This is a genomic window from Agrobacterium sp. ST15.13.015 (assembly GCF_027871645.1).
In the GTDB taxonomy this organism is placed as follows: domain Bacteria; phylum Pseudomonadota; class Alphaproteobacteria; order Rhizobiales; family Rhizobiaceae; genus Agrobacterium; species Agrobacterium leguminum.
Window position 1 is genome coordinate 1 of sequence record NZ_JAQAHF010000014.1, and the last position, 25854, is coordinate 25854.

Annotated in this window: 22 protein-coding genes and 1 pseudogene; 11 read left to right on the top strand and 12 right to left on the bottom strand. The window is 59.9% G+C overall.

Annotated features, from left to right (window positions below):
* Positions 1–143, top strand: a pseudogene (locus tag PIB16_RS20270) (IS4 family transposase); the annotation flags it as partial.
* A gap of 95 nt (positions 144–238) precedes the next feature.
* Here PIB16_RS20270 and rhaI read toward each other — a convergent pair.
* Positions 239–1531, bottom strand: a complete 1293-nt coding sequence (gene rhaI, locus PIB16_RS20275; protein ID WP_271046255.1) for an L-rhamnose catabolism isomerase — start codon at positions 1529–1531, stop codon at positions 239–241.
* A 233-nt stretch (positions 1532–1764) separates the two neighbouring features.
* Positions 1765–3861, bottom strand: a complete 2097-nt coding sequence (locus tag PIB16_RS20280) for a bifunctional rhamnulose-1-phosphate aldolase/short-chain dehydrogenase (protein ID WP_271046256.1) — start codon at positions 3859–3861, stop codon at positions 1765–1767.
* Positions 3862–4061: 200 nt separating this feature from the next.
* Between PIB16_RS20280 and PIB16_RS20285 the strand changes: the two genes are divergently transcribed.
* The 7 genes from PIB16_RS20285 (at position 4062) to PIB16_RS20315 (ending at position 11425) form a co-directional block, all read left to right on the top strand.
* Entirely contained in the window at positions 4062–4892 is an 831-nt protein-coding gene (locus PIB16_RS20285) for a DeoR/GlpR family DNA-binding transcription regulator (protein WP_035262536.1), read from the top strand.
* Positions 4893–4939: 47 nt separating this feature from the next.
* Positions 4940–5950 carry a rhamnose ABC transporter substrate-binding protein gene (gene rhaS / locus PIB16_RS20290; protein WP_142780569.1) on the top strand — a complete coding sequence of 337 codons (1011 nt, stop codon included), beginning with the start codon at positions 4940–4942 and terminating at the stop codon, positions 5948–5950.
* A gap of 211 nt (positions 5951–6161) precedes the next feature.
* The gene (locus PIB16_RS20295) at positions 6162–7697 is read left to right on the top strand and encodes a sugar ABC transporter ATP-binding protein (protein WP_271046257.1); all 1536 of its coding nucleotides are present in this window, start codon (positions 6162–6164) and stop codon (positions 7695–7697) included.
* A 13-nt stretch (positions 7698–7710) separates the two neighbouring features.
* The gene (locus PIB16_RS20300) at positions 7711–8712 is read left to right on the top strand and encodes an ABC transporter permease (RefSeq protein ID WP_142844705.1); all 1002 of its coding nucleotides are present in this window, start codon (positions 7711–7713) and stop codon (positions 8710–8712) included.
* Positions 8709–9719, top strand: coding sequence for an ABC transporter permease (locus tag PIB16_RS20305; protein ID WP_125144868.1), 1011 nt, complete (start codon positions 8709–8711; stop codon positions 9717–9719). Before PIB16_RS20300 ends, PIB16_RS20305 begins: the two co-directional genes overlap by 4 nt.
* Positions 9720–9722: 3 nt before the next feature.
* Positions 9723–10046: an L-rhamnose mutarotase gene (gene rhaM, locus PIB16_RS20310; RefSeq protein WP_271046258.1), complete on the top strand. Its 324-nt coding sequence runs from the start codon at positions 9723–9725 to the stop codon at positions 10044–10046.
* On the top strand, positions 10043–11425 hold the full coding sequence (locus PIB16_RS20315; RefSeq protein ID WP_271046259.1) for an FGGY-family carbohydrate kinase: 1383 nt from the start codon (positions 10043–10045) through the stop codon (positions 11423–11425). Before rhaM ends, PIB16_RS20315 begins: the two co-directional genes overlap by 4 nt.
* A gap of 55 nt (positions 11426–11480) precedes the next feature.
* Here the strand turns inward: PIB16_RS20315 and PIB16_RS20320 are convergent, their stop codons facing one another.
* From PIB16_RS20320 to PIB16_RS20335, 4 genes are all read right to left on the bottom strand, one after another.
* Positions 11481–12317, bottom strand: coding sequence for an alpha/beta fold hydrolase (locus PIB16_RS20320; protein WP_003522568.1), 837 nt, complete (start codon positions 12315–12317; stop codon positions 11481–11483).
* 248 nt (positions 12318–12565) lie between these two features.
* Positions 12566–13261 (bottom strand): FkbM family methyltransferase, encoded by a 696-nt coding sequence (locus PIB16_RS20325; RefSeq protein WP_271046260.1) that lies wholly within the window; start codon positions 13259–13261, stop codon positions 12566–12568.
* A gap of 162 nt (positions 13262–13423) precedes the next feature.
* Positions 13424–15346 carry a putative bifunctional diguanylate cyclase/phosphodiesterase gene (locus PIB16_RS20330; protein ID WP_237680911.1) on the bottom strand — a complete coding sequence of 641 codons (1923 nt, stop codon included), beginning with the start codon at positions 15344–15346 and terminating at the stop codon, positions 13424–13426.
* Between the two features lie 21 nt (positions 15347–15367).
* Positions 15368–15874: a molybdopterin-dependent oxidoreductase gene (locus PIB16_RS20335; protein WP_003522565.1), complete on the bottom strand. Its 507-nt coding sequence runs from the start codon at positions 15872–15874 to the stop codon at positions 15368–15370.
* 617 nt (positions 15875–16491) lie between these two features.
* Between PIB16_RS20335 and PIB16_RS20340 the strand changes: the two genes are divergently transcribed.
* Positions 16492–17928 carry an NAD-dependent succinate-semialdehyde dehydrogenase gene (locus PIB16_RS20340; protein WP_271046261.1) on the top strand — a complete coding sequence of 479 codons (1437 nt, stop codon included), beginning with the start codon at positions 16492–16494 and terminating at the stop codon, positions 17926–17928.
* Between the two features lie 273 nt (positions 17929–18201).
* Positions 18202–19299 (top strand): DNA alkylation repair protein, encoded by a 1098-nt coding sequence (locus tag PIB16_RS20345; protein ID WP_271046262.1) that lies wholly within the window; start codon positions 18202–18204, stop codon positions 19297–19299.
* Positions 19300–19306: 7 nt separating this feature from the next.
* Here PIB16_RS20345 and PIB16_RS20350 read toward each other — a convergent pair whose 3' ends face one another.
* From PIB16_RS20350 to PIB16_RS20370, 5 genes are all read right to left on the bottom strand, one after another.
* Positions 19307–20332, bottom strand: coding sequence for a sulfate/molybdate ABC transporter ATP-binding protein (locus tag PIB16_RS20350; protein ID WP_003522562.1), 1026 nt, complete (start codon positions 20330–20332; stop codon positions 19307–19309).
* A 5-nt stretch (positions 20333–20337) separates the two neighbouring features.
* Positions 20338–21225, bottom strand: a complete 888-nt coding sequence (gene cysW / locus PIB16_RS20355; RefSeq protein WP_174036936.1) for a sulfate ABC transporter permease subunit CysW — start codon at positions 21223–21225, stop codon at positions 20338–20340.
* 3 nt (positions 21226–21228) lie between these two features.
* Positions 21229–22068 carry a sulfate ABC transporter permease subunit CysT gene (gene cysT, locus PIB16_RS20360; RefSeq protein WP_078053429.1) on the bottom strand — a complete coding sequence of 280 codons (840 nt, stop codon included), beginning with the start codon at positions 22066–22068 and terminating at the stop codon, positions 21229–21231.
* A gap of 57 nt (positions 22069–22125) precedes the next feature.
* Positions 22126–23112, bottom strand: a complete 987-nt coding sequence (gene cysP / locus PIB16_RS20365) for a thiosulfate ABC transporter substrate-binding protein CysP (RefSeq protein WP_080857393.1) — start codon at positions 23110–23112, stop codon at positions 22126–22128.
* A 168-nt stretch (positions 23113–23280) separates the two neighbouring features.
* Positions 23281–24351: an enoyl-CoA hydratase/isomerase family protein gene (locus PIB16_RS20370; protein WP_271046263.1), complete on the bottom strand. Its 1071-nt coding sequence runs from the start codon at positions 24349–24351 to the stop codon at positions 23281–23283.
* 284 nt (positions 24352–24635) lie between these two features.
* Here PIB16_RS20370 and PIB16_RS20375 point away from each other — a divergent pair, with 284 nt between their 5' ends.
* Entirely contained in the window at positions 24636–24893 is a 258-nt protein-coding gene (locus tag PIB16_RS20375; protein WP_078053427.1) for a DUF2934 domain-containing protein, read from the top strand.
* 66 nt (positions 24894–24959) lie between these two features.
* Here the strand turns inward: PIB16_RS20375 and PIB16_RS20380 are convergent, their stop codons facing one another.
* A complete protein-coding gene (locus PIB16_RS20380; RefSeq protein ID WP_271046264.1) occupies positions 24960–25763 on the bottom strand; it encodes an SH3 domain-containing protein in 804 nt (267 codons plus the stop codon).
* Between the last annotated feature and the right edge of the window lie 91 nt (positions 25764–25854).

Sequence of the window (25854 nt, forward strand, 5' to 3'; positions counted from 1 at the left end):
AGACCGTGCCAAGCCCACTCGCCTTCGCCAGGCTGGTACGCGCAAACCTCATGCACCGGCGACGCACCGATCGGCTTCTCGACCCGCCACCAGACAAACCCACAAACCAAATCCAGATGGCCTTCCAATGGCCGCAAATTTAAACCGGACAGTAGTGGCACAAGGCCGAGGATGACGTCGAGATAGAGGCAAGGTGTGTAGTCAGCCTTAGCTTCCCTCTATTCTAGCGACACCGAACTTACACAATACCGCCGCTGCCGCCGACCGAAGCAGGCCGTTGCGCCGCCACCCGCTTGCGATAGCCGCTCGCACGATAAGTCGCGACCGGATCGATAGCGCCGCCCGCCAATTGCCGGGCCTGCGCAAGAATCGGTTCCACATCGGTGCGATAGGCCCGCTTCAGCATATCGGAAGCCATCAGCGCATCATTATCCTGCTGGTAGCCGTCGAGGGCCGCACGATCAACCAGCAGCGCCTGCGCATAGGCGCGGCGGATTTCGTTGGCGCTGGAGATCAGGCTTTCGATCGGGTCCGTCACATTATGCGACTGGTCGATCATATGGGCGGGATGGAAACCCTTCACGCCGCGATATTCGGCATCCACCAGCTCGTTGAAAACGAGGAACAGGCGGTATGGCTCGATTGAGCCGGCATCCAGATCGTCATCGCCATATTTGCTGTCGTTGAAATGGAAACCGCCGAGCTTGCCGAACTGGATGAGCCGGGCGACGATCATCTCGATATTGGTGTTCGGCGCATGGTGGCCGAGGTCGACGAGGCAGAAGGCCTTTTCGCCGAGCGTATTGGCAATGAGGTAATTGGTGCCCCAGTCCTGTACGACGGTCGAATAGAAGGCCGGCTCGTACATCTTGTGTTCGGAAAAGATGCGCCAGTCATCCGGCAGCGCCTTGTAAATATCGGCCATGGCGGCGAGATAACGCTCGAAACTTTTGGTGAAATTGCTCTGGCCGGGAAAGTTCGAACCATCGCCCACCCACACCGTCAGCGCCTTCGAGCCGATGGCATTGCCGATTTCGATGCATTCGATGTTGTGCTCGACGGCCTGCCGGCGCGTAGCGGCATCCGTGTGGCTGAGCGAACCGTATTTGTAGGAATGGCTCTGGCCGGGCGCATCCGAAAACGTGTTGGAATTCATGGCGTCGAAGCCGAGACCCAGCGCATCGGCATGGGCCTTCAATCGCTTCGGGTCTTCCTTGTCCCACGGAATATGCAGGGAAACGTTGGGCGTCGCCCGTGTCAGCTGGTTGATGACGGCGCAATCATCCAGCTTGTCGAAAATGCCGCGCGGCTCGCCCGTGCCGGGAAAACGGGCAAAACGGGTGCCGCCGGTGCCAACGCCCCAGGAGGGCACGGCGACGAAAAATTCCGCGACCTTGGCAGTAACGGCCTCGATATCGATATTGCGGCGCGCAAGCTGGTTGCCCAGCGCCTGATAATCGTCCTTCAGCGCGTGAGCACGCTTGTCGTTTTCCGCCGCGATCACATCGGCAGCGATTTTTGTCTCGGTCATCTCTTCCTCCCAGGCAATGAACACAACAGGTGCTTCGGCCCGCGACGCCACCACCCCCTCATTCCGGCCTTGAGCCGGAATCCAGCCAGCCCAAGTCTTTGGGCTGAGAAGACTCTCTCGCCGCGCAGACGCGCGGCTGCTGGATTCCGGCTCAAGGCCGGAATGACGAAGGTGGGACTTTCGCCACTTCTCAAAGCATCGTGTCTTTTTATATGTCGATATCCACCGACACCCTACCGCGTAAAACTCTGCGCATTACCGGCATCGACATTGATGATGTTGCCGGTGGACTTGGCGGAGGCGTCGGACGCCAGGAAGTAGATCGCCTCGGCGATATCTTCCGGGAAGACATTGAGCTTCAGCATGGAACGCTTGCGGTAATGTTCCTCCAGATCGGTCACTTCGATCTTCGAGGAAGCCGCGCGCTGCTCGCGCCACTCGCCGCTCCAGATTTTAGAACCGCGCAGCACGGCATCGGGATTGACGGTGTTAACGCGAATGCCGGCTTCCGCTCCTTCGAGGGCGAGGCAACGGGCCAGATGAATTTCCGCAGCCTTGGCCGTGCAATAGGCGGAGGCATTGGGCGAGGAAGCGAGACCGTTTTTCGAGGCGACGAACACCACGTTGCCGCCGAGATTCTGACGCCGCAGCAGCCGGAACGCTTCCCGCGAAACGAGGAAATAGCCGGTGGCGAGAATGTCGATATTCTTGTTCCACATGGCAAGCGTCGTGTCTTCCACCGGCGCGGAGGAAGCTATGCCAGCATTGGAGACGAGAATATCCACGCCGCCGAATTCCACGCTCGCTTCCGCGAAGGCTGCGATGACGGCATCCTCTTTCGTCACATCAAGCTTGACGGTACGCACCGAGTCAGTGCTGTAGCGCTTGACGAAATCGGCCTTGGCGGCTTCCAGCGCCGCTTCGTCAATATCCGCCAGAACCACGCAGGCGCCCTCGCCCGCCAGCCTTTCCGCCGTCGCCCGGCCGATACCGCCAGCACCGCCGGTGACGAAGGCCACCCGGCCGGCAAGGCTCTTCGGCTTCGGCATGCGCTGAAGTTTTGCCTCTTCCAGCAGCCAATATTCGATATCGAAAGCCTCCTGCTCCGGCAGGCCCTGATATTCGGACACGGTGGAAGCACCACGCATGACGTTGATGGCGTTGACGTAAAATTCGCCGGCGATGCGGGCAGTGGCCTTGTCCTTGGCGAAGGACAACATGCCAACGCCGGGGATCAGGAAAATCACCGGATTCGGATCGCGCATCTTCGGCGAATTGTCGTGGCGGCAGGCCTCGTAGTAGCGGGTATAATCGGCGCGGTAAGCTTCAAGCGCCTTGTCGAGACCCGCCGTCAGCGCGTCCACATCCGGCTTCGCCGTATCGAGATCGAGGATCAGTGGGCGGATTTTGGTGCGCAGGAAGTGATCGGGGCAGGATGTGCCGAGTGCGCCGAGCGGCTTCAGGTCCTTCGAGTTGACGAATTCGAGAACCGCCTCCTGATCGTCGAAATGGCCGAGCTTGCGTTCCTCACGGCCGATGCGGCCACGGATTTCCGGCATCAGCCGGGCGGCGATGGCGCGGCGTTCGGCAACGGGCAGGCTCTTCGCCACCGCGCCGCCAAAAATCGTCTTGCCTTCGGTCTTGGCCGCAAACCATTCGATCGCCTTGTTGATGATGGCAAGCGTCAGTTCGTAACACGCCTTGGCGTCATTATCCCATGTGAAGAGACCATGGCTTTCCAGCACGACACCCTTGGCCTTAGGGTTGGCCTTGACGAAAGCTTCGAGATCGAGACCGAGCTGGAAACCCGGGCGACGCCAGGGCAGCCAGCCGATATCGTCACCGAAAATCTGCTGCGTCAGCTCTTTCGAATTCTTCGAAGCGGCAATGGCGATGATTGCATCGGGATGCATATGGTCGACATGATCGTAAGGCACGAAACCGTGCAGCGGCGTATCGATGGAAGCCGCGCGCGGATTGAGGTTGAAGGTACAATGCGGCAGGAAACCGACCATGCGGTCTTCATCCGCAACGCCCTTGTAAATGCCCTTCAGCGCTTCCAGCTTGTCGAGATAAAGCGTCGCAAAACCATCGAGCTTGATGGTGCCGACATCGCCGCCGGAGCCCTTCACCCACATGACGCGGACCTTCTCGCCCGTCAGCGGATCGGTCTCAAGCACCTTTGCAGATGTGTTTCCACCGCCATAATTGGTGATGCGCTTGTCGGCACCGAGCAGATTGGAACGATAAAGCAGCTTGCCCGGCTCATCGAGCGTTCTGGCATAGGCATCGTCCCAACGGCTTTCGAGAAGGCGGGATTTTCCCGTCATGTCTTCCTCCCAATATCTGTCTGCATTCGCGGAGCCGATAGCGGCCCGCCTCCTTTAATGGCAGATATCGCGCATCCAAAAGCACAATGTCAATCAAAAACGATCACAAATTTTCATGTTGCAGCGCGATATTGATTAATTTGATCGTTCTTGATTGACAACGTAAAGAGATTGCGAATAATCACGATCAGGAGGACCCCATGCACGAACGCGAACGCCATCGCATCATCTTGAGCGCCACACAGGAAAAAGCTGTCGTGACGGTGCAGGATATTGCTGAACTGACGGATGCGTCGGAAGCGACGATCCGCCGGGATATCGCCTCGCTGCATGTTCAGGGCAAGTTGCGGCGCGTGCGCGGCGGGGCGGAAGCGGTGCATCCGCCGCAGCTCGGCAATCTGGCCGCCAGGCCGTTCCGGGTGTCCGAATCGGTCAACATCGACAAGAAACGCGCAATTGCGCGCAAGGCGGTCGATCTGTGCCACGATGGCGATGCGATCATCCTGAATGGCGGCACGACGACATTCCAGATGGTGCACTACATGGCGGCGCGCCGCCTGCAGGTGATGACCAATTCTTTCGCCATCGCCGAGCACCTGGTCAAACATTCCAAATGCAATGTCAGCGTGCCGGGCGGCGCGATCTATCGCGACCAGAGCCTTATCCTGTCGCCTTTCGAGAATGATGCGATCCGCAATTTTTATGCGCGGCGGATTTTTCTCGGTGCGCAGGGCGTGGGAGCGCTTGGCATCATGGAATCCGATGCGCTGGTGATCCAGAGCGAGCAGAAGCTGATGCGACAGGCGGAAGAGCTTATCGTGATGGTCGATTCTTCGAAATTCAGAAAGCGTTCCAGCCTCATTTTATGCCCGCTCGAAAATGTCTCGACCATCATTACCGATGACGGGATTTCCGACGAGGCGGCGAGGATGGTGGAAGATGCCGGCGTCGAACTACTGGTCGTCGGCGCGGTGAGGGATGGCAAGACAGCCGCCCCACCGGATGAAGAGGATTCTTCTTCGGTCGCCTGAGGAGCACCGGAGGGAGGAAAAAGGTTCAAAACGGGAGGAAAAGGGACATGAAACTTACACGCAGAACATTGACGAGCGCTCTGGCGCTTGGCGCGGCGCTCTCCGTCGCAGGGCTGGGCAGCGTTGCCCAGGCCGCCGATGTGAAGATCGCACTGGTGGTCAAATCGCTCGGCAACGGCTTTTTCGAAGCCGCCAACAAGGGCGCGCAGGAGGCCGCAAAGGACCTCGGCGGCGTCGAGATCATCTATACCGGTCCGACCAGCACCACGGCGGAAGGCCAGATCGAAGTCATCAATTCGCTGATCGCGCAGGGCGTCGATGCCATCGCCATTTCCGCCAATGACCCGGATGCCGTGGTTCCGGCGCTGAAAAAGGCGGCGCAGCGCGGCATCAAGGTCATCTCCTGGGATTCCGGTGTTGCGCCGGAAGGCCGCATTCTCCAGCTCAACCCTTCGTCCAACGCGCTGATCGGCAAGATGTGCCTGCAGCTCGCCGCATCGCATCTGGAAGGCGGCAAGGGCGATTTCGCCATTCTTTCGGCCACCACCACCTCCACGAACCAGAATATCTGGATCGACGAGATGAAAAAGCAGCTGAAGGATTTCCCCGGCCTCAACCTTGTCACCACGGTTTACGGTGACGATCTGGCCGACAAGAGCTACCGCGAAGCGCAGGGCCTGCTTTCCTCGCAGCCGAATGTGAAGGTTATCGTCGCGCCGACAACGGTTGGCGTTCTCGCCGCCTCGCAGGCGGTGAAGGATGCGGGCAAGATCGGTCAGGTCTATGTGACCGGCCTTGGCCTGCCGTCTGAAATGGCCGGCGCCATCAAGTCGGGCGCCACCAAGGAATTCGCCATCTGGAACCCGATCGACCTCGGTTACTCCGCCACCCAGATCGCCTATCGCCTGGTGAAGGGCGAAACCGATGGCAAGCCGGGTTCGGAAATCGAAGCCGGTCGTATGGGTAAGATCAAGGTTGGCGAAAACAGCGAAGCGGCGATGGCCGATCCGTTTGTTTATGATGCGAAGAATATCGATCAGTTCTCGAAGATTTTCTGATCTAGAGAAGTGACGGCAGTGTGCGGAGGGCACCCCCCTCTGCCCTGCCGGGCATCTCCCCCTCAAGGGGGGAGATCGATGTGCCGCACCCGCTCGATCCATAAGGCAGGGTGCTATCCGCTTGCCGATCTCCCCCCTTGAGGGGAGATGCCCGGCAGGGCAGAGGGGGGTGCCCCTACCCGCTTCAATCAAAACAGACCGGTAAGACGGAATGATGCGTGCTGAAACTCAAAACATAGACATACCAGCGACTTCCAGCGCCACGCCCATTCTGGAAATGCGCGGCATCAGCCAGATATTCCCCGGCGTCAAAGCGCTGGATGGCGTCGATATCGCGCTTTACCCCGGCAAGGTCACCGCGCTGATCGGCGAGAACGGTGCTGGTAAATCCACGCTCGTCAAAATCCTCACCGGCATTTACCGCCCCAACGAGGGCGAAATCCTTCTCGATGGTCAGCCCGTCCATTTTCACAGCGCACAGGACGCCATCGACGCCGGCGTCACCGCCATTCATCAGGAAACCGTGCTGTTCGACGAGCTTTCCGTCGGCGAAAACATCTTCCTCGGCCATGCGCCGAAAGGTCGTTTCGGTCTGATCGACTGGAAGACCATCAACACGCGCGCCAGAACCCTGCTGGAACAGCTCGAAAGCACCATCGATCCGACGATCCGGCTGAAGGACCTGTCCATCGCCCAGCGCCATCTCGTCGCCATCGCCCGCGCGCTTTCGGTCGAGGCGCGCATCGTCATCATGGACGAACCGACGGCCGCCCTTTCTCGCAAGGAAATCGATGATCTCTTTCGCATCGTCGAAAACCTCAAGCGGCAGGGCAAGGCGATCCTCTTCATCAGCCACAAGTTCGACGAGGTCTATGAGATCGCCGAGAATTATGCCGTGTTCCGGGATGGCAGGATGGTTGGAGCGGGCAATCTCGCCGCCACGCCGCAGGACGAGATCGTGCGGCTGATGGTCGGCCGTGACGTGACGAACGCCTTTCCCAAGCAGGCCGTCACCCTTGGGCCGACGGTTCTTTCGGTGCGCGATTATTCGCATCAGACGGAATTCCGCGATATTTCGCTCGAACTGCGCAAGGGCGAGATTCTCGGCCTCTACGGGCTGATCGGCGCCGGCCGCTCCGAGCTTTGCCAGTCGTTGTTCGGCATTACCCGGCCGGCTTCAGGGCAGGTATCGCTGGAAGGCCAGCCGCTTTCCATCCGCTCGCCGGAAGACGCGATCCGCGCCGGCATCGTTTATGTGCCGGAGGAGCGCGGCCGCCACGGGCTGGCGCTGGATATGCCGATCTACCAGAACATGTCGCTGCCATCGCTCACGCGCACGTCGCGCAAGGGCTTTCTGGCCGCCGCCAATGAATTCGCGCTGGCGCGCAAATATGCCTCACGGCTCGATCTGCGCGCGGCCGCCCTTTCGGTGCCGGTCGGCACGCTTTCAGGCGGCAACCAGCAGAAGGTGGTGATCGGCAAGTGGCTCGCCACCCAGCCGAAGGTCATCATTCTCGATGAACCCACCAAGGGAATCGATATCGGCTCCAAGGCCGCCGTGCACGGTTTCATCAGCGAGCTTGCGGCGGAAGGGCTTTCCATCATCATGATTTCATCCGAACTTCCCGAAATCCTCGGCATGTCCGACCGCGCCATCGTCATGCGCGAAGGCCTGATGGCGGGCCAGTTCGAACGCGCCGATTTTTCTCCGGAAAAGCTGGTGCGCGCCGCCACCGGCAATGCCTGAGAGGGGCAAAACCATGCAACGTCTACTTAAAAATCGCGAATGGCTGCTGGCGGGCATCATCGTCATCATGATCGCCGGTTTTGCGCTGCGCGCGCCCGGTTTCAGCCGGCCCGGCAATCTCGTCAATATCTTCAACGATACCTCCATCCTCATCATTCTGGCGCTTGGCCAGATGGCGGTCATTCTCACCAAATCCATCGATCTTTCGGTTGCCGCCAATCTCGCCTTCACCGGCATGGCGGTGGCGATGACCAATGCCGCCTTTCCGGGAATTCCCCTGCCGCTTCTCATCGCCATGGCGGTCGGCATCGGCGCATTTCTCGGCTCGCTCAACGGCGTGCTGGTCTGGTGGCTAGGCATTCCGCCCATCGTCGTCACGCTCGGCACGCTTACCATTTATCGCGGCATGGCCTTCGTTCTGTCCGGCGGCGGTTGGGTGAATGCGCACCAGCTTTCGCCGACCTTCCTCAATGTGCCGCGCACCATGATCCTCGGCATGCCGGTGCTTTCATGGGTGGCGATCCTCATCATCGCCGGCGCCTGGCTGGTGCTCAGCCGCACCTCCTTCGGCCGTTCCGCCTATGCGTCGGGCGGTAATCCGAGTGCCGCCGTCTATGCGGGCATCGATGTCGGCCGGACGCGCTTCTTCGCCTTCGTGCTCTCGGGCGCGCTCGCCGGTCTCGCCAGCTATCTCTGGGTGTCGCGTTATGCGGTTGCCTATGTCGACATCGCCGCCGGCTTCGAACTGGACAGCGTGGCGGCAAATGTGATCGGCGGCATCTCGATTGCCGGCGGCATCGGATCGGTGGCGGGTGCGGTGCTCGGCGCGCTGTTCCTCGGCGTCATCAAGAACGCCCTGCCCGTCATCGGCATTTCGCCCTTCGCGCAGATGGCGATTTCCGGCGTTGTCATCGTGCTCGCCGTCGTCTTCAACGCCCGCGCCGAAGCGCGAAAAGGCCGTATCATCCTGCGTGACCGCGCAGCAAGCGATCAGGCCAGGGAGGCCGCAGCATGAGCACGACGCCTCAACCAGCGCAGAATCCGCGCATCATTCCAGACAAGCTCGGCACGCCGATACGCCGCATCATGGCCAGTTGGGAAGTGCTGCTGCTTGGTGTTGCGATCCTCATCTTCATCGCCAATTCGCTGGCCTCGCCCTATTTTCTCAATGCCTGGAACCTGTCGGACGCGACCTTCAACTTCACGGAAAAGGCGATCATCGCCTTCGCCATGGCGCTGTTGATCATCGCCGGTGAAATCGATCTTTCCGTCGCCGCCATCATCGCGCTCGCTTCCACCGCCATGGGTGCGGCAGTTCAGATGGGGATCGGCACGCCCGGCCTCGTCGCCATCGGCATCGGCACCGGGCTATTGTGCGGGGCCTTCAACGGCTTTCTGGTCGCAGGGCTGAAGCTGCCGTCCATCGTCGTCACCATCGGCACGATGAGCCTGTTTCGCGGCATTTCCTACATGGTGCTGGGCGATCAGGCCTATGGCAAATATCCCGCCGATTTTGCCTATTTCGGTCAGGGTTACGTTTTCTGGGTGATTTCTTTCGAATTCGTGCTGTTCATCGCCATGGCGATCCTCTTCGCCATTCTGCTCCACGCCACCAATTTCGGCCGGCAGGTCTATGTGATAGGCAACAACCCCTTCGCCGCCCGTTTCTCCGGCATACCCGTCGAGCGGGTGAAGTTCATCCTGTTCCTGCTCACCGGCCTGATGAGCGGCATCGCCGCCGTCTGCCTCACATCGCGGCTCGGCTCCACCCGCCCGTCCATCGCTCAAGGTTGGGAGCTTGAGGTGGTGACAATGGTGGTGCTGGGCGGCGTCTCCATTCTCGGCGGCTCCGGCACCATCGCAGGCGTCGTCATTGCCGCTTTCGTCATGGGCCTCGTCACCTTCGGGCTCGGTCTTCTGAATGTGCCGGGCATCGTCATGTCGATCTTTGTCGGTCTGCTGCTCATCGTAACCATCGCCATCCCCATCGTTGTCCGTCGCCTTCGCGCCATGAGAAGTTAAGCCATGCCGGAACTTGAAAAACACGCCTTCAAGATGAAACTCTTTGCCGGAAAAGAGGCCGAATATAAAAAGCGACATGACGAGATATGGCCGGAACTGGTGGCGCTGCTGCGCGACGCGGGTGTGAGCGATTACTCCATCCATCTCGACCCGGAAACTAACATCCTGTTCGGCGTGTTGACGCGCCCGAAGAACCACGGCATGGCGGCCTTGCCCGACCATCCCGTGATGAAGAAGTGGTGGGCGCATATGGCCGACATCATGGAGAGCAATGTCGATAATTCGCCGGTCGCAAAAGATCTGGTGACGGTGTTCCATCTGCCATGAGCGAGAGCATCAGACCGGGCCGCGTCGCGGTCATCGATATCGGCAAGACCAATGCCAAGGTCGTCGTCATCGACACCGGCAGCGGCGAGGAGATTGCCGCTGAGAAACAGGCGAACCCCGTCCTTCGCGATGGAATTTATCCGCATTACGATGTGGAGATGCTTTGGCGCTTCATTCTCTCCGCGCTTCAGCGTTTCGGCCAGAAGCCCGGTTTCGATGCGATTTCGATCACCACCCATGGCGCTTCTGCAGCGCTTCTAGATGCGAACGGCGATCTCGCCATGCCGGTGCTCGATTATGAACACGGCTATCCCGCCGCCATTGAAGAAGCCTATCGCGGCATCAGGCCCGATTTTGCCGAGACCGGCTCACCGCAGCTTCCCGTCGGGTTGAACCTCGGCGCGCAAATCCATTTCCAGAAAGCGGCCTTTCCGGACGATTTCTCCAGAGTGCGCAGCATCGTCACCTATGCGCAATATTGGGCGGGACGGCTGACGGGCATTCAGGCCACGGAAACGACCTCGCTTGGCTGCCATACGGATCTCTGGAACCCGCGGCGGAAGAGTTTCTCCTCGCTCGTCGCGCATCTCGATATCGAACATTTGATGGCGCCGGTCCGCTCCGCTTTCGATGTGCTGGGAACAATTCGCCCGTCGATTGCGCTGGAAACCGGTCTTTCGCCGCATATGCCGGTCTATTGTGGCATCCACGATTCCAACGCATCGCTCCTGCCGCATCTTCTGCGCCGGGACGGTGATTTTTCGGTCGTCTCCACCGGCACCTGGGTGGTGAATTTCGCCATCGGCGGCTCGGCGGGTTCGCTCGATCCCACCCGTGATACACTCCTGAATGTCGATGCTTTCGGCCGTCCGGTTCCCTCGTCCCGCTTCATGGGCGGCAGGGAGTACGAAATGCTGGCGCAGCAATTCGGGGCCGTGAAAGACGAAGCGATGGACGCGGCTCTCGGCGGCGTGATTGCCAATGGCATGATGCTGCTGCCGAGCGTCGTCAGCGGCTCCGGCCCATTTCCGGACAAGGCGGCGCGCTGGATCGGCGAAGCCACGGCCACGGCCGCGGAACGGCACGCAGCGGCGTCGCTTTATCTCGCCCTGATGACGGAATGCAGCCTCTCGCTCATCGGGCGGAAAGGTCCGATCCTTGTGGAAGGCCCCTTCGCCAGCAACACCCTTTATCTGAAGGCGCTGGCCGGCTTTGCAAAGACCGAAGTAACGGCGGTCGAAGGGTCGACGGGCACCAGCGCCGGTGCGGCCCTGCTCACCGGCATCAAGCCGCTTGCCGGTCGCGAGCGCCATTTCACGCCACACGACATTCCCGGCCTCTCCTCTTACCGCAATGCCTGGCGAGGCCACATGGCTTGATGCGAAACGCAAAATGCGGCCGAACGCTCGGCCGCATTTTGATTTTGCAGAAGGATCAGCCCTTGATGAAGGCCAGAAGATCGGCGTTCAGCACATCGGCATTGACGGTGAGCATACCGTGCGAGAAGCCGGGATAGGTCTTCAGCGTGCCGTTTTTCAACAGCTTAACCGATTTCAGCGCGGAGTCGGCAATCGGCACGATCTGGTCGTCTTCGCCATGCAGCACCAGTGTAGGAACGCTGATATTCTTCAGGTCTTCGGTCTGGTCGGTTTCCGAGAAGGCCTTGATACCGTCATAATGGGCCTTTGCGCCGCCCATCATGCCCTGACGCCACCAGTTCTGGATAACGCCTTCATGAACGGTCGCGCCATCGCGGTTGAAGCCATAGAACGGGCCGGCCGGCACATCGCGGAAGAACTGCGCGCGGTTTGCGGCGAGCGACGAGCGGAAGCCGTCAAAAACCTCCATCGGCAGACCTTCCGGATTGGCCTCGGTCTTGAGCATCAGCGGCGGCACGGCGGAAACGAGAACTGCCTTGGCGACACGGCCGGCGGGTTCGCCATGTTTTGCGACATAACGGGCGACTTCGCCGCCACCGGTGGAGTGGCCGATATGGACGGCATTCTTCAGATCGAGGGCCTCAACGACAGCAAAGGCGTCGGCGGCGTAGTGATCCATGTCATGACCGTCGGCAACCTGGGCGGAACGGCCGTGGCCACGGCGGTCATGGGCGACGACGCGAAAACCCTTGGAAACGAAGAACAGCATCTGCGCATCCCAGTCATCGGAGGAGAGCGGCCAGCCATGGTGGAACATGATCGGCTGGGCATCTTTCGGGCCCCAGTCCTTGTAGAAGATTTCGGTTCCGTCTGTCGTCTTAACAAAGCCCATGATCTTTACTCCTTCGGTTGCGTTGGCATCTGCGGCACAGCCTGTTGTGCGCCGGTTTGATGGAGGGATAATGACGCAGGATAACGGTTGCAACAATTGCAACAATAATTGGGAATGAATTGCTGTTTATGAAATTATCTTCTCGACCCGCATACCATTCCGGCACACGTGTCGACCCGCTCCGCGCCCTCATGCAAATGTGAGAACGGGAATGAGCGGAGGACGGTTCCCGTGAATTCGGCGCGGCCTCAGTCCACCTCGGGATCGTATTCCCTCGGGCTCTCGTCCTTCGAGAACAGGACACATGGCCCGCGTGAACCGCGCGGATCATAGGCATATCCCTTGGCAGTCAGCGCCTGCATGATATCGCGAACCCCGGCGAGACCGTAAAGATGGTCGTGCAGTTCCACGAATATCCGCTCCACGCCGGTCAGATCGGCCCTGCCGAGCAGATCGCGTTCCGCACCCTCGATATCCATCACGAGCGCGGTAATGCCCCGGCTGGCGATAAATTCATCGATATTGGCGGAAGAAATTTCGATGCGTTTTTCATAAGGCCCCTGATTTTCGTCCATGGACGACATCCAGAGATCCCTGCGGACGTAAAAAGGATAGGAGCTCGGCTCATCGGCGGTGAGAAGCCCCTGTGAAAACACGACATTGCCGCGGCAATTGGCGTTGATCACCCGCTCTGCCAGCGCGGCGGTGGAGGGGTTGGCCTCGAAAGCCCAGACGGAAACATCCTCGATGCCGGCGATGATCGAGGTGATGATCCCGATACCGGAGCCAAGCTCCAGTACGCGATCGCCGGGCTTGATGGCTTTCAGGACGCTGCGGGCCTCTTTCGCCTCATAGCTGCCGTCGGTCAGCGCCTGCCAGATGACCGGCGACACCTCATCGGAAGAGAGGGGAAGGGCAACTCCATGCACGTCCAGTATTTCCATGTCTCAAGCCTTTTCGCAAAACCCGGCCGCTTTGTCGCAATGATCCCATATCGACCGGGAATGCTCTACAGCATCGTTGCGGCAACCGGTATCGGTTTTCGCAAGCAACGCTATGACGTGGTAAAAAATTCAAGATACGGTCGGCGCCAAAACAGGCGCGTCTCAGACGGAACTCCAGGCCACAAGCTCCTTGGCCGGCAACGGTCTGCTGATCAGATATCCCTGAACCTGATCGCAGCCCAGACGCCTGACGCATTCATATTGCTCTTCCGTCTCGATACCTTCCGCAATCGTCGTCATCCGCAGACTGCGGCCGACACCGACCACGAATTCCACGATCGCCAGCGCGTCGCGGTCGCTGGTGATATCGCGCAGGAACGAGCGGTCGATCTTGATCTTGTCGAAGGGCACGCCGCGCAAATTGGCGAGCGATGAATAACCTGTCCCGAAATCATCCATGGCGATCTGGATGCCCACGGCCTTCAGGCGCGACAGCGTGTTGATCGTCTGGTCGCTCTTGTTGAGCAGGATCGATTCAGTGATTTCAAGCTCGAGCCGGCTCGGTTCCAGCCCGCTTTTCTCAAGCGCGCCCATGACGTTCTGGATGAGGTTGGTACTGTGGAACTGAACCGGCGACAGATTGACCGCCACCTTCATGTCCTCGTCCCAGCCCATCGCCTCGCGGCAGGCGGTCTCCATCACCCATTTTCCGAGCGAATGGATGAGACCGGTTCTTTCCGCAACGGGAATGAACACACTGGGCGGCACATCGCCACGCACCGGATGTTTCCAGCGCAGCAACGCCTCGAAGCCGCAAAGCTTGCGTGTCTGGGTCGCCACCTGCGGCTGGTAATAGACTTCCATCTCGTCGTTCTGCAACGCGGTCTGCAGATCGGCCTCGAAGGACTTTTTCTCGGTCAGCTGCTTCTGCATGCGGACCTTGAAAACGCTCGCCCGGCCGGGGCCGATGGCTTTCGCCTCATAAAGCGCCAGATCCGCGCGCTTGAACAATTCATCCGCGTCGACGGCGCCGTGCGATATGGCGATGCCGATGCAGGTGCCGATTTTGACCTCCTGCTCGCCCAGCTGGTAGGTGCGGCTGATCTGGTCGATGAGCTTGGTGGCAAGACGGCGGGCGGCATCCTCGTTCAGATCGTCGGATACGACGGCAAATTCGTCGCCGCCCAGACGGCAGACCATGTCATAATCGCCGCCGATTCCCGAAAGCCGCTGCGCCACGGCCTGAAGCAGCGCATCACCGGCATCGTGGCCGAGCGTATCGTTGACGTCCTTGAACCCGTCGAGATCGAGCAGGAGGATGGCTGTCGTTCCCGTCCCGCCGAAGGATCGGCGCAACCTTTCGATCAGTTCCTGCCGGAACAGCGCGCGGTTCGGCAGTCCCGTCAGCGCGTCGTGATAGGCGTCGTGTTCGAGCCGAACATTTTTAGCCTGCAATTCCAGCGTCGCGGCACGCAGATCGTCCGTCAGGCCGCGCATGCTTTTCTGCGCGCGGTTCAGGAGATCATTCTGGCGAAGCAGCAATATGACGAGCGCGATACCACACAGGATCAGGCCGCCCGCCAGCGCGGTATAGACGATATGCAGCTTGCGCACATCCTCATGGGCCGTATCGATCAGATTGACGTCATAAGCGACGGAAGACGAGGCAAGCGTCGTCATCGGCGCGTCGAGCGCGCTCATCGTCGCCAGCAGATCCGGAACCTCGGCCGGATCGAGGGTGTTCACCCGCTGCTCGAGACGGGCGAGAACGGCATCGAGGCGGGTTACGAGATCCCGCCACTGCTGTTTTTCATTGATGAAGGCCCCGAGATTGCCCTGCTTTAAAAGCTCGAGGCGGCTCAGCATGATGTCCAGGCGCAGTTGCAGCTCATCCCGGTCGATCCTGCCGGGATTGAGCGCGAACACGGCCAGCTTGTTCTGGAGGCGCAGATATTCGGCTACGGTCTGGCTGACTGCCCAGGAGTCATTGTAGCGGGCGAATTTCTGCAGAGCGGTCTGCCGCTCGGCAATGACGAAAGCGATATAGCCCGTTGCCAGGACGAAGCAACAGATGATCACCGCCACAAGTTTTCGCAAACGGCACCTTTATTCCACTATCAGTTTGGCAACTTGCCATGCGGACCGCGAATAATAGGTCTGCTTCTGCAGCTCCGGATCGCTGTCATAGGGATAGATGACGAACAACGGGCCCTTTTCGCGAACTGTCATGTAATTGCCATCCAGCTTGATCGCCAGGATAACGTTAAATTTCTTAAAATCTTCAATCGGTATCGTGCTGACATAATCGTTGAGAGCGACTGCCGTGACGCTGGTGCCCTTTGCGCCGACGACATCCATCAATTTTGCCAGCGAAACACCATCGAAACGGACGCGGCCATCATGCCAGGGCGTCGTCGTCTCCACCGTCACCATGCCGAGCGCTTCCAGCATGTCACGATCAAATACCGCGGCACCCTCGCCATTCGTATTGGCGATGTTTCCGGATATGGTTAATATCGGTTTTCCTTGCGGTTTGGCAATTTCGCCGGCTTCGGCACAGGAAAGCCACGCGAGCGACAAGAACGCACTGAGAAGTACCCGGGCGAAACTCATACTTTTTCTCCATCGATAACGTTCAGGTCGAGGGTTTTCACCAACCTTTGAAGGTCAAGGGAACCGACGCTAGCAATATATATCAGGAATGGATGTTATATCCTTAGTGAGATTTTATCCGTATTTTCTCTAGGTTTTGAGTAAACCCTTTGGATAAGTTTTCCGTCTTATTGTATTTTTTCAGGCCACGCGTCCCATTATGACACAAGCGGCAAGCTGCGGAGACCCCTCCCGATAATTCGTCAGGTGCGACAAAGGCCGAATTGTGGCGAGAGCCTTTCCGTCGTCGCGCCGCTGCATCTGATTCGCCTGCGGCAGCCGGATAAGCGACGCCCCGTCCGCGTGCCGGATTGAAATGACGAATGGCAAATTCCACGTCACGGAAAAATCATGGCGATTGCCGGAGCACACGGTTGAAACGTACCGCCCGGACCTTAATATAAAGGCTGTCGTTTCCGTTTCCGACAATTCCAGAAGCCCCCGTCGGAAATATCCAGACACATGTTCCGCGCAGCGAAAGCCGCGATGCCGGATATCGTCCGGCCAGGAAAATTCTGTTCACGTCTCAGGGCCGGACGGCATTTCGCCGAATTGGCCGCATCATGAAGGTAGCCCCTATGCACACCTATCCCGACATCAAACTTCTCATTGATGGCGAATGGCGAGACGCCGTTTCCGGCAAGACGATCGCCGTGTCCGATCCGGCAACCGACGAGATCATCGGCGCGATTGCGCATGCCGAGAAGGAAGACCTCGATCTGGCGCTTGCCGCCGCCGAGCGCGGTTTCAGGGTGTGGCGCGACACCTCGCCTTTCGAGCGCTCGAAGATCATGCGCACGGCGGCCGATCTCCTGCGCGAGCGCAAGGACAAGATCGCCTACATCATGACCCGCGAACAGGGCAAGCCGCTGGCGCAATCCGGTACTGAAATTATGGGCGCCGCCGATACCATCGACTGGTTCGCCGAAGAAGCCCGCCGCACCTATGGGCAGGTCATTCCGGCGCGCGCAACCGGCGTTTCGCAGCTTGCCATCAAGCTGCCGGTCGGTCCCGTCGCGGCGTTTACGCCGTGGAACTTCCCGATCAACCAGATCGTCCGCAAGCTTTCCGCAGCGCTTGCCACCGGCTGCTCCATCATCGTCAAGGCCCCGGAAGAAACACCGGCGTCACCGGCTGAACTGATCCGCGCTTTCGTGGATGCCGGCGTACCGGCGGGCGTCATTGGCCTCGTTTACGGCGTTCCATCCGAGATTTCGGAATATCTGATCCCGCATCCGGTCATCCGCAAGATCTCCTTCACCGGATCCACTCCCATTGGCAAACATCTGGCCGCGCTTGCCGGCAAGCACATGAAGCGCGCCACGATGGAGCTTGGCGGCCATGCGCCGGTGATGATCTTTGACGACGCCGATATCGACAAGGCAATCGAAGTCACCTCGCTTGCCAAGTTCCGCAATGCCGGCCAGGTCTGTGTCGCCCCCACCCGCTTCCTCGTGCAGGACGGCGTTGCCGACCGTTTCCTTGAAGGTTTCGTGGAAGCTACGAAGGCCATCAAGGTCGGCAACGGGCTGGAAGACGGCGTCATCATGGGGCCGCTCGCCAATGAGCGCCGCATTCCGGCGCTGGAAGGCCTCATCAACGACGCCGTTTCCCATGGTGCAGACCTGAAAACCGGCGGACGCCGCATCGGCAACAAGGGCAATTTCTTCGAGCCGACGGTTCTCGCCAATGTGCCGACCACCGCCAAAATCATGAATGACGAACCCTTCGGCCCGGTCGCCATCATCAATCGCTTCTCGAGCTTCGATGACGCCATCACCGAGGCGAACCGCCTGCCCTTCGGCCTTGCATCCTATGCCTTCACCGGCTCGGTCAAGACCGCGCATGCACTCGGCCAGCAGGTGGAGGCCGGCATGCTGACCATCAACCACAACGGCCTTGCGCTTCCGGAAGTCCCCTTCGGCGGCATCAAGGATTCCGGTTATGGCACGGAAGGCGGCTCGGAAGCGGTTCAGGCCTATCTGGAGACCAAATTCGTCAGCCAGATGAGCTGACGCTTTTTTGGCGAACCCGGAGCATCTGCACCTTCGTCACCCCGGCCTCGAGCCGGGGTCCTGCCAGCACAAGTCCTTGGGCTGAAAAGACTTTATTCGCCGCGCAGACGCGCGTCGGCTGGATGCCGGATCTAGTCCGGCATGACGGAAGAGAGGCCTTATTGATCTGAGAACAGGCAAAATCAGCCACAGCGTTTTTTCGCTGCTTCGGTCCTGCTTGCTTTCGTCTGCATCATTCCCTAAAAGAACAAAAAGTGAACTTTAAGGGGCGATATGAGCGACGCGGCGGCACCGGCACTGAAGGAAATCTTTAACCGCGAGAAACTGCGGCATATCGCCGATGAGACGAAGGCCGTTCATCCGCCATTTGACGTTTCCGCCTTCATGGCGCTCGCCACCGAAAACCTCGAAGCGCTGGGCATCATGCAGCGCATGCGACAGGTGGCGACGAGCCTGCATGCGACACTTCCCGGCGACTATGCCCGCAATATCGAAATCCTGACCGCCGCAGCGCCGGGCATCGGCAACGGTTTCGCCTCCATTTCGCTGCCGGAATATGTGGCGCTCTACGGCCTCGATGATTTCGATCTTTCCATGGAAGCGCTGCATTATTTCACCCGCTTCGGCTCCTCGGAATTCGCCATCCGGCATTTCCTGCAAAAGGATATGGCCCGCACCCTTGCCGTGATGGAAACATGGTCACGGCACGCGAATGAACATGTGCGGCGGCTGGCAAGCGAAGGCTGCCGGCCGCGTCTGCCATGGTCGTTCCAGCTCAAACCCCTGATCGACGATCCCTCGCCCGTCACCGCAATCCTCGACACGATGAAAGCCGACGAGGCGCTTTATGTGCGCAAATCCGTCGCCAATCATCTGAACGACATCACCAAGGACAATCCGACTTTCGTGCTGGCGCTGATCGATACATGGCCAAAGGACAATCCGCATACACGCTGGATCACGCGGCAGGCCCTGCGCACATTGATCAAGAAGGGCGATGCGGCGGCGCTTGCCCATCTCGGCGCACATGAGGAAGCGGAAATTTCCCTTACGGCATTTCAGGTTACGCCGGACAAGGTTGCGCTCGGCAATCCGGTGCGGATTGCAACCTCTTTCACCTCGACGGCGAAACGGCCGCAGAAACTGGTGATCGACTACGCCGTGCACTACGTGAAGAAGAGCGGCGACGCCTCCGCAAAAGTCTTCAAGTGGAAAGAGATCGAACTTCAGCCCGGCGAGACATGTGCGCTGTCGATCAGCCGCGCCATACGTGATTTCACGACCCGCAAACACTATCCCGGCATCCACAGGGTCGACCTGACGATCAACGGCAAGCTTGTGGCAGAAAGCGCGTTCGAGCTTCTGGGCTGATAGCGCCTCACGCCGCCGGGAAAATCTTCGCCCGGCGGATGATGACGGAACCGCGGTCTCCGGCGGCGACATCGTTTTCCGGCGGCACGTCGAATTCCAGAAGGTCGCCGCCATCGGTGCTGGCAATCACCCGGCGCTCGCCCGCACGGTCGAGAACCCGCGCCACAGAAGCCGGAATGCCCTCATGCAGATCTTCCCACTCCAGATCGCCGGGGCGGGCATAGATGTCCACCGCGCCATCGCCTTGAGCATAGGAAAAAGGCAGCTCGTTATCGCCGACATAGACCTTGCCGCCGCGCGCCACGCCGGACACCCGGTTGGCATCGCCCAGAAAGCGCATGACGAAGGCGCTGTTCGGCTGGCGGCAGACCTCCTTCGGCGTGCCCTGCTGTACGATCTCGCCCTGATTGAGAATAACCACACGGTCAGCAAGATCGAGCGCCTCTTCCTGGTCATGCGTCACGAAAATCGTGGTGATGCCGAGCGAATCGTGAATCTCGCGCAGCCAGCGGCGCAGGTCGCGGCGCACATTGGCGTCCAGCGCCCCAAAGGGCTCATCGAGCAGAAGCACCTTCGGATCGACCGAAAGCGCACGCGCCAGCGCCACGCGCTGCCGCTGGCCGCCGGAAATCTGCGCCGGGAAACGGTCGCCCAGGCCATCGAGCTTCACCAGCCGCAGAAGCTCTTCGACGCGGGCATCGATTGCCGCCTTGTCCCGCTTCACCTTCGAGACCTTCATGCCGAAAGCGATGTTTTGATGCAGGGTCATATGCGGAAAGAGCGCGTAGTGCTGGAATACGAAACCGACGCCCCGGTCCCGCACCGGAATATTGGTGGCGTCCTCGTCGCCGAAAAAGATCCGGCCGCCATCGCTATATTCGAGGCCGGCGACCATGCGCAAAATCGTGGTCTTGCCGGAACCTGAGGGGCCGAGCAACGCCAGAAGTTCGCCGCTTTCGATATCCAGCGAAACATCGCGCACGGCGCGGAAGGTATCGAAGGTCTTCACCACATTTTCGAGGCGGATTTTCATGGGAATCAGGTCTCCGTGGCGATGGCGGCATCGCCGTTGGTCTTCTTGGCCCCGCGCCCGGCGCCGCGTCGTTCCAGCGCCACCTTGGCGATGATGGTGACGACGGCGAGGGTGGCGAGGATCGAGGCCGAGGCAAAAGCGCCGGCCGTCTGGTAGTCGTGGTAAAGCAGTTCGATATGCAGCGGCAGCGTATTGGTCTGGCCGCGAATATTGCCCGATACGACCGATACCGCGCCGAATTCACCCATCACGCGGGCGTTGCACAGCACGACGCCATAAAGCAGCGCCCATTTGATATTCGGCAAGGTGACAGAAAAGAAGGTGCGCCAGCCGGAGGCGCCAAGCGAGGTCGCCGCCTCTTCCAGATCGCGGCCCTGCGCCTGCATCAGCGGGATAAGTTCCCGCGCCACGAAAGGTGCCGTGACGAACACCGAGGCGATGACGATGCCGGGCAGCGCAAAAAGTATCTTGATGTCATGTGCATCGAGGAACGGGCCGAAAAGCCCCTGCAGGCCGTAAACGAAAAGATAGGCGACACCCGCGACGATGGGCGAGATGGAAAAGGGTATCTCGATCAGCACCAGCAGGAACCGTCGACCGGGGAAATCGAACTTGGTGATCGCCCATGCGGCCGCAACACCGAAGGCCGTATTGACCGGCACGGCGATCAGCGCCGTCAGCACCGTCAGCATGATGGCGTGGCGGGTATCGGGATGGGTGATGGTGGCCGTATAGGCCTTCCAGCCCTGCGAAAACGCCTCGACGCCGATGATGATAAGCGGCGCCAGGACCAAAATGGCGCCGATGACCAGCACAAAAGAAATCAGGCTGCGGCGAACGAGAGGGGAGTCGCCGACGCGTGGCGGTTTGCGATGTGAAGAAACGGCGCTCATCTCTCAGCCCCTCACCGTATAACGAAGCGCGCGCGCCTGCAGATAATTGGTCACCGCCAGCATCACGAAGGCGGTGATGAGCAGCACGGAGGCGATGGCGGCGGCGGCCTGATAATCATATTCCTCCAGCCGGATGAAGATCAGCAGCGCCGTGATTTCCGTCGAAAACGGCTGATTGCCGGCGATGAAGATGATCGCCCCGAATTCGCCGAGGCTGCGGGCGAAGGACAGCGACAGACCGGCGAGCAACGCTGGCGTCAACAGCGGCAGGATGATCTTGCGGAAAATTTCGAGATCGGAACCGCCGAGCGACTGCGCCGCTTCCTCAAGCGCCGGATCGAGGTCTTCCAGCACCGGTTGCACGGTACGCACAATGAAGGGCAGGCTGGTAAAGGCCATCGCCACCATGATGCCGAGCGGCGTATAGGCCACCTTGATGCCGAATTGCGAAAGCACCGAGCCGAACCAGCCATTGCCTGCGAACAGTGTCGTCAGCGCAATGCCGGCAACGGCGGTCGGAAGCGCAAAAGGCAGATCGACGATGGCGTCGACGATGCGCCAGCCGGGAAAGCGGTAACGCGTCAGCACCCAGGCGAGCGCCAGCCCGAAGATGACGTTGAACAGCGTGGCAGCCAGCGCGCAGAGCACGGTAACACGATAACTGGCCACGGCGCGCGGTGAGGAGATGATCGACCAATATTCGGCAGGGCCAAGGCTTGCCGCCTTGAACACCAATGCCGAGAGCGGCAGAAGCACGATGATGGCAACGTAAGTCAGGGTAACGCCAAGGGACAATTTCAGCCCCGGCAGAACATTCCGCTTCAAACCCCGCCCCCCATTCATCAAAAAGCGACCCGGCGGTTTCCCGCCGGGTCTTTTACCTGTTGCGTATCGCTGTGATTAACGGCTGCCGTAAAGCGTATCAAGCGTCGCGCCGGATGCAAAATGCTCTTTCTGGATTTTATCCCAGCCGCCGAAGACCTCCTCGACGTTGACGAGGCGAATGGCCGGGAACTTGTCCTTGAATTCGCCGACGACCTTTTCATTGTGGACGCGGTGGCCGAATTCGGCGGCGATGCGCTGGCCTTCCTCGGTATAGAGGAAGTCGAGATAGCTCTTCGCCAGATCGCGCGAGCCGCGCTTGTCGACCACCTTGTCCACCACGGCCACCGGGAATTCGGCCAGCAGGCTGACGGAGGGCACGACGCCTTCCACCTTGTCTGCGCCATATTGCTTGGCGATGCCGCGCGTCTCGGCTTCGAAGGTGATCAGCACGTCGCCGATTTCACGCTCAACGAAGGTGGTGGTGGCGGCGCGGCCTCCCGTGTCGAACACCGGCGTATTGTCGAAGATTTTCTTGACGAATGCCTGAACCTTCGCGTCGTCGCCGTTGAACTTCTCCTTGGCGTAAGCCGTGGCGGCGAGATAGGTGTAACGGGCGTTACCCGAGGTCTTCGGATTGGGGAAGACGATCTTCACATCGTCGCGGGCAAGATCGTCCCAGTCCTTGATACCCTTGGGATTACCGGCTCGCACAAGGAATGACGGGAAGGAATAGAAGGGCGATGCGTCGTTCGCAAAATCCTTCTTCCAGTCGGCGGAAACGAAGCCCTGCTTCACCAGAAAATCGACATCGGTGACCTGATTGAAGGTGACGACATCGGCTTCCAGACCTTCGACGATGGCGCGCGCCTGCTTGGAGGTGCCGGCATGCGACTGGTCGACGGTGATGCCCGGATGCAGCTTGATGAACGCCTCGTTCTCGGCCGCGAAAACTTCGCGGGCGACATCGTAGGATGCGTTGAGAATGGTGGTCGGAGACTGCGCCTGCGCCGCACCTGCAAAAAGAGCGGCAATGGCAGTACCGATAATGAGAAGACGTTTCATGAATACCCCCGGCAATTCGAATGGTGCTCAACATAGCGGGCGGCGGCAACGCCCGCGAGAAACAGCCATGCTTTCCGGGCGCGCGGATTGGAAATTTCACCCAAAGAATACGGACTCCAAAGGCGATGATTTCATATACGGCGAGAAGCCGGATTTCTTTTGCGCGGCCTAAAGACGATGATCGGGAAACAGATTGCCGGAATGCGCGGCAAAATAAGGCGCAATGTCCTCCTCCCTCACCTCCTCCAGCCGTGCCGGTTGCCAGCGGGGATTGCGATCCTTGTCGACCAGCGCAGCACGCACGCCTTCGTAAAAATCATGCTGGCGCAATATTTCCGTACCGGCGGCAAATTCCCGCTCCAGGCATTCGATGAGGCTCGCGCTTTCCCGGCCGAGACGCAGCAGCTTCAGGGTCAGTTTCAGACTGGTGGGGGAGCGTTTTTGCAGGACCTCGAGGGTTTCGCGCGAAAACGCATCCTGGCGCGCCGAAAGTGCGGCGACAATCTCCTCGACCGTGTCGAAACGGAATGTCGCGTCGATGATCTCCCGATTTATGGATAAAACGCCTTCACCGGCCTCGTCGGCGCGCGCCGCGATCGCCGTCTCGATACTGTCTGTATCCGCGGCTTGCGACAGGTCTTGGATCAACCCGTCGAGACGGTCCGAAGGAACAAGATAATCGGCAAAACCGGCATAGATGGCATCGGCAGCGGTCACGGCATTGCCCGTCAACCCCAGCCAGGTGCCGCATTCGCCCGGCGCCCTTGGCAAAAGCCAGGAGCCGCCGACATCCGGGAAGTAACCGATGCCGGTTTCCGGCATGGCGAGTTTTGTGCGTTCCGTGACGATGCGGTGGCTGCCATGGGCTGAAATGCCGACACCGCCGCCCATGACGATGCCGTCCATCAGAGCAATGTAGGGTTTGCCGAAGCGGGCGATGCGATAATTGAGCGGAAATTCTTCCCGCCAGAAATCAAGCACCTGCGGATCGCCCGCCTTGCCGAGATCGTGAATGATGCGGACATCGCCCCCGGCGCAAAGCCCCCTGTCGCCTTCCCCTGTAAGGACCACACAGGAAACACGAGTATCCTCTTCGAAACGCTGGAGCGCCTGAAAAAGGTCGCGCACCATGGGCAAGGTCAGGCTGTTGATGGCCTTCGGGCGGTTGAGGCGAATGATGCCTGCCCCTCCCCGTTTTTCGACGATGACCTGCGCATCCGCTTCCGTTCTCTGTTCCAAGACTGCCTCCTCCGCTGCCCATTCATCCGGCCATCTTGGCGGGCCGGGCGCGATCACGCAACGTTGATCTTGTTCTGCGGGAACGTCTTTCGCTCAAACCGCTTTAACGGGCAGAAAATGCCGGAAATCCGTTTTCGCAATGCAGCATGTTTGCTTGACGCCCGGAAAATCATGGCATGTAATGGGTTCTGGAAATGCCGGCATTGATTCCTGTCGAGCGTGTGCCGGACCAAAGCGGAATGTCGCCTTCTCATAGGCGCTGTAAACAGCAACGGGAGACGAGCATGCAGGTTTCGGAACACGAATGGATCAGTAAACGGGCATATACACTTTGGGAAAAGGAAGGCCACCCCCATGGGCGCGACGCGCACCATTGGGAACAGGCCAAGCACGAATTTTCGCTGCTGAAGACATCGGAAGCGACGAAACCTGCAACGCGCAAGAAGGCCGCTCCCAAGGCCGCTGCTGCTGAAGCCGCACCGGATGCGCAAGCCCCGGCAAAACCCAAGGCCCGTGCCCGCAAGGCTGCCGCCGCGAAATAACGGCTCGTAAAGCTCAACTGAAGCCATAAATGAAAAAGCCCGACGATCATGCCGGGCTTTGTCTGTTTAGCGCGGGTCACAACCCGGATCGCCGATCCGGCAGCCATCGCGGAAATTTTCCGAAGCAGGCGCACGGCGCGTGTCATCCCACTGGCGACGCTCTGGGCGACGCTGGCCTTCATCCTGGTTCTGCTGGCCATCGCGATTGCGGTCGCGGCTTTCATCTTCGAAGCGGCGGCGGTCGTCGTCGCGACGCGGCCTGTCCTGATTTCTGTCACCCTGGTTCCAGTCGCCGTAGCGACGTTCCCAGCGTCCGTCATTCGGGCCGCCCTGGCGGGGATCACGCCACTCGTCGCGGCGACCATCACGCCAGTCGTCCGGGCGTCCGTCACGCCACTCGTCACGCGGACGCGGACGGTCCCATCCGGCGCTCGGAGGCGGGGCGTTCCAGTACCCGCCGGACGGCGGCGGACGGCGCCAGCGGTCGCGCTCGCGGTAGAAGTCGCGGTCACGATAATAGCGGTCCCAATAACGGCCGACTTCGAAGGTGATCACCGGCACGCCGAGATCGCGGTAATAACGCGGTTCCACATAGACCCGGTTCTGCCGGTAGGTCGTGGCGATATAACGCCCGGCTACCCAGCCCCGACCGCCCACGAAGGAAACATCGCACCACGGCGTATCGGAAAGGCAGCCGTGCACGGTGAGCGGCGCACCATTCGGGATAACCACGACGGCCGGATAAGCCGTGCTCGGGCCGGAGCGCATATTCACATTCGCGGTGGCGAAACCCCGCGTCGCAGCTTCGGCAAGTGCCGGCGCGGCGAGCATGGCCACCAGCGCAATTGCGCCAAATAGTTTTTTCTTCACTTCTTTCTCCTCAAGCAAAGGCCCGCTTTGCCCTTGTCGGCATCCACCCTGTTCGATGGACCAGTATGCGTTCCACATACTGCCACGACCG

Coding starts and splice junctions, on each gene's coding strand:
- rhaI (WP_271046255.1), bottom strand. CDS start 1,531: ATGACCGAGACAAAAATCGCTGCCGATGTGATCGCGGCGGAAAACGAC.
- PIB16_RS20280 (WP_271046256.1), bottom strand. CDS start 3,861: ATGACGGGAAAATCCCGCCTTCTCGAAAGCCGTTGGGACGATGCCTAT.
- PIB16_RS20285 (WP_035262536.1), top strand. CDS start 4,062: ATGCACGAACGCGAACGCCATCGCATCATCTTGAGCGCCACACAGGAA.
- rhaS (WP_142780569.1), top strand. CDS start 4,940: ATGAAACTTACACGCAGAACATTGACGAGCGCTCTGGCGCTTGGCGCG.
- PIB16_RS20295 (WP_271046257.1), top strand. CDS start 6,162: ATGATGCGTGCTGAAACTCAAAACATAGACATACCAGCGACTTCCAGC.
- PIB16_RS20300 (WP_142844705.1), top strand. CDS start 7,711: ATGCAACGTCTACTTAAAAATCGCGAATGGCTGCTGGCGGGCATCATC.
- PIB16_RS20305 (WP_125144868.1), top strand. CDS start 8,709: ATGAGCACGACGCCTCAACCAGCGCAGAATCCGCGCATCATTCCAGAC.
- rhaM (WP_271046258.1), top strand. CDS start 9,723: ATGCCGGAACTTGAAAAACACGCCTTCAAGATGAAACTCTTTGCCGGA.
- PIB16_RS20315 (WP_271046259.1), top strand. CDS start 10,043: ATGAGCGAGAGCATCAGACCGGGCCGCGTCGCGGTCATCGATATCGGC.
- PIB16_RS20320 (WP_003522568.1), bottom strand. CDS start 12,317: ATGGGCTTTGTTAAGACGACAGACGGAACCGAAATCTTCTACAAGGAC.
- PIB16_RS20325 (WP_271046260.1), bottom strand. CDS start 13,261: ATGGAAATACTGGACGTGCATGGAGTTGCCCTTCCCCTCTCTTCCGAT.
- PIB16_RS20335 (WP_003522565.1), bottom strand. CDS start 15,874: ATGAGTTTCGCCCGGGTACTTCTCAGTGCGTTCTTGTCGCTCGCGTGG.
- PIB16_RS20340 (WP_271046261.1), top strand. CDS start 16,492: ATGCACACCTATCCCGACATCAAACTTCTCATTGATGGCGAATGGCGA.
- PIB16_RS20345 (WP_271046262.1), top strand. CDS start 18,202: ATGAGCGACGCGGCGGCACCGGCACTGAAGGAAATCTTTAACCGCGAG.
- PIB16_RS20350 (WP_003522562.1), bottom strand. CDS start 20,332: ATGAAAATCCGCCTCGAAAATGTGGTGAAGACCTTCGATACCTTCCGC.
- cysW (WP_174036936.1), bottom strand. CDS start 21,225: ATGAGCGCCGTTTCTTCACATCGCAAACCGCCACGCGTCGGCGACTCC.
- cysT (WP_078053429.1), bottom strand. CDS start 22,068: ATGAATGGGGGGCGGGGTTTGAAGCGGAATGTTCTGCCGGGGCTGAAA.
- cysP (WP_080857393.1), bottom strand. CDS start 23,112: ATGAAACGTCTTCTCATTATCGGTACTGCCATTGCCGCTCTTTTTGCA.
- PIB16_RS20375 (WP_078053427.1), top strand. CDS start 24,636: ATGCAGGTTTCGGAACACGAATGGATCAGTAAACGGGCATATACACTT.